At 30.3% G+C, this 2,931-nt stretch carries 4 protein-coding genes and 1 pseudogene; 2 read left to right on the top strand and 3 right to left on the bottom strand.

The genetic code is table 11. The features are described 5' to 3' along the window. Both JJE11_RS17210 and JJE11_RS17205 read left to right on the top strand, forming a co-directional pair. Window positions 1–100, top strand: a pseudogene (locus JJE11_RS17210) (nitroreductase); the annotation flags it as partial. Between the two features lie 246 nt (window positions 101–346). After that, the gene (locus JJE11_RS17205; RefSeq protein WP_291637841.1) at window positions 347–658 is read left to right on the top strand and encodes a YhjD/YihY/BrkB family envelope integrity protein; all 312 of its coding nucleotides are present in this window, start codon (window positions 347–349) and stop codon (window positions 656–658) included. Between the two features lie 70 nt (window positions 659–728). Here JJE11_RS17205 and JJE11_RS17200 read toward each other — a convergent pair whose 3' ends face one another. The 3 genes from JJE11_RS17200 to JJE11_RS17190 form a co-directional block, all read right to left on the bottom strand. Continuing rightward, the gene (locus JJE11_RS17200; protein ID WP_291637840.1) at window positions 729–893 is read right to left on the bottom strand and encodes a hypothetical protein; all 165 of its coding nucleotides are present in this window, start codon (window positions 891–893) and stop codon (window positions 729–731) included. Window positions 894–999: 106 nt separating this feature from the next. After that, window positions 1,000–2,355, bottom strand: a complete 1,356-nt coding sequence (locus tag JJE11_RS17195; protein WP_291637838.1) for an MATE family efflux transporter — start codon at window positions 2,353–2,355, stop codon at window positions 1,000–1,002. Between the two features lie 2 nt (window positions 2,356–2,357). After that, window positions 2,358–2,717 (bottom strand): MarR family transcriptional regulator, encoded by a 360-nt coding sequence (locus JJE11_RS17190; RefSeq protein WP_291637837.1) that lies wholly within the window; start codon window positions 2,715–2,717, stop codon window positions 2,358–2,360. Window positions 2,718–2,931 lie beyond the last annotated feature (214 nt).

Here is a 2,931-nt window from a genome sequence, read left to right as displayed (position 1 = left end):
CTGGAAACTTATTGCACAAATGCCATTTGGAAAACCAACAGCTCAAGCTGATGAAAAACAGTTCCAACCATTAGAAGAGCGTATTATCATATTTAAATAATATGTACTTTAGCTAACCAATAAATAATGATACCCCTGATCGTAGGAATAATAAAACTACGATTGGGGGTATCATTATTGATGCCATCAATGTAGATTCTTGTTGTAAAACATATTGGTGCTTCTGTGCTTTATTCGATTTTTATTTCATATAATATAATTCAATTGTTTTATTTGATGATTAAAAAATATTTCACAATTTAACGTGAAATGGTAAGACTTTATAATTAGAATATAGGAGGTAGGAATGATTGGAAAATTAAGGACCTCTATTTTATTTAAATATATAAAACTACTGATATTTAGATATAAAGATGATGATTTATCCTCAATGAGTGCACAAATAACATACTATCTGATAATATCTTTTTTCCATTTTTCATTTTTTTTGATTAATTTGGTAAGCTTTACGCCACTTTCAAATGAAATGTTGTTTACAAGTTTTAATATGTTTCTTCCTGATGAAACAGGTAATTTGTTAAAGAATATGGCTGTACAGACTTTGCAAAATAAAAGTAAAACTCTATTATTATTAGGTATGATAGGAAGTCAACTATGAATTAAGTTTATTAAAAGTAAACACCATTTTACAAGTAAAATGGTGTTTACTTTTAATGCCGAGATGCTTACTAATGAAGCTGGTTAGGTATCTTAGATTCTTTGCTATCCTTAACTTTCTCTAAATAATCATTTTGATTTACTATATTTTCCTCGAAACTTTCTACAGCATTTTTGGTAAAGTTACCTACCTTTTTCATATTAATAAATTTTTGCTGATTGTCTTTTTCGTTCATGAAAGAATCCTCCTTGTCAAATATATTATTTAAGCATCTGGATAGAATAACAATGATGCCTAATACTAGTATTCCAAATGAAAGGATATTTTATGAAACAAAATTATTAGCACTCTAAATTTTGAATTTTTTTTCGATATACTTTAATTGCAAGGTACCCCGAAATTAGTAAAGAAGTTGCTTCTGATATTGGGAATGCTATCCATATTCCGGTTAAGCCAATTAAATTACTTAGAATAAATGCCAATGGTAATAAAATAATAATCTGTCTTGCAAAAGATATAATAAGGCTTACTTCTGCTTTACCAAGCGCTTGAAAAACCATGGAAAGAACTATTACTACCCCAGAAAACATAAAACCTATACTGATAATTCTCAAACACTCAATTCCAATTGCCTCCATCTGTGGTGTACTGCTAAATAGCATAAGCAATTGCCTTGGGAATATTACAAATACAGTCGTACCAATCAGCATTATTGCGCACGCAAATATGCAACCATACTTGACAGTTTCGAGTACCCTATGCTTGTTTTTCGCGCCATAATTATAGCCAATTATAGGCATGAGCCCCTGTGTCAAACCGAATACAGGCATATATATAAAAGACTGTAATTTGAAGTATGCGCCAAATACTGCAACAGCAGTTCCAGAAAATCCTGCTAAAATCAAATTGATACCAGATACCATTATGGATCCTAACATTTGCATAAATATAGCAGGGATTCCAACTTTGAATATTTCACCTGTGATGTTACTAGTATAATGAAATTTCTTTAAATTTAGTTTTAGTCCATTTTTGTTTCTAAGTACGAGTTTAAGTGCATATAACATAGCACATATTTGACCAACGGCCGTTGCTATTGCTGCTCCCTTCACACCTAATTCAGGGAAAAATAACAATCCGAAAATAAGAATTGGATCAAGGACAATGTTGGTTATCGCACCTAATAATTGTATTCTCATAGAACTTAACATGTCACCAGTAGATCTTAAAATATTCATGCACACTTCTGATATAATGCTACCAAATGAAAACAACATAATAATCCTAGTATAATCTGTTGCATATTTAATAACAACAGGGTCGTCAGTAAACAGCTTAGAAAACATTTTGGGTACAAATGTTGAACAAATCGCAAGGATAATCCCCAATACAATACCTATTGCAAATCCATGTTCCGCCGTATTTATCGCATCATCTTTGTTCCCCTCACCTAGTTTTCTTGACATAAATGAGTTAATCCCCACGCCAAACCCAACAAATATTGATACTATTATTAATTGTATTGGAAAAGCTATGGATAAAGCTGTAAGCGCCTGCTCTGATATTTTTGCTACAAACATACTGTCTACAACATTATATAGAGCTTGTACAATCATCGACAGCATTGCTGGCAATGACATTTTTATGATCAACTTCTTTATATCCATATTCCCTAATTTATACATACTTTCTTTCATTGTTAATTCTCCTTCAATGTCGTTACATTATCTACCATTTTGGCTAGTATACTTCTTATTTTTTCAATATCAGCATTAGGAATGTTATCAATGAGAGTGTATTCCCATCCTTTCAGGACTTCTGTAATGCTAGGCAACAGATCTATTCCTTTATCGGTTAAATATATACCCTTTTCTCGTCTATCAGTTTCACTAACAACTCTATTAACATATTCAAATTTTTCAAGATGGGTGATTATTTTCGTTATAGTGGCTTTATTAAATAAAAAGAATTCATTGATTTTAGTTTGATTAGCCGCATTATTATCTCTTAAAAATATCAACACTTCTGCCTGGATTTTATTTAGATTATATTTTTTCAATTTAACATCTACATAATTATTTTCATTTCTATATAATATCGAAATATTTCTTCCTATTATTTTACGTATATTTTCCGCCTCCCATAATAATTTCCTAAGAAACTATTATACTCCATAATGGTTTCTTAGGCAACTATTATATCTATTATCAATGTATAGAGGAAATTGAGAATTAATGTAGAAATATAATTTATGGAACTTAAATAATTAGAGT

The sequence above is a fragment of the Clostridium sp. genome, assembly GCF_016650095.1.
Taxonomy (GTDB): domain Bacteria; phylum Bacillota; class Clostridia; order Clostridiales; family Clostridiaceae; genus Clostridium_AD.
Note: the sequence above shows the minus strand (reverse complement) of the source record. Positions and strands in the feature narration are given on the sequence as shown.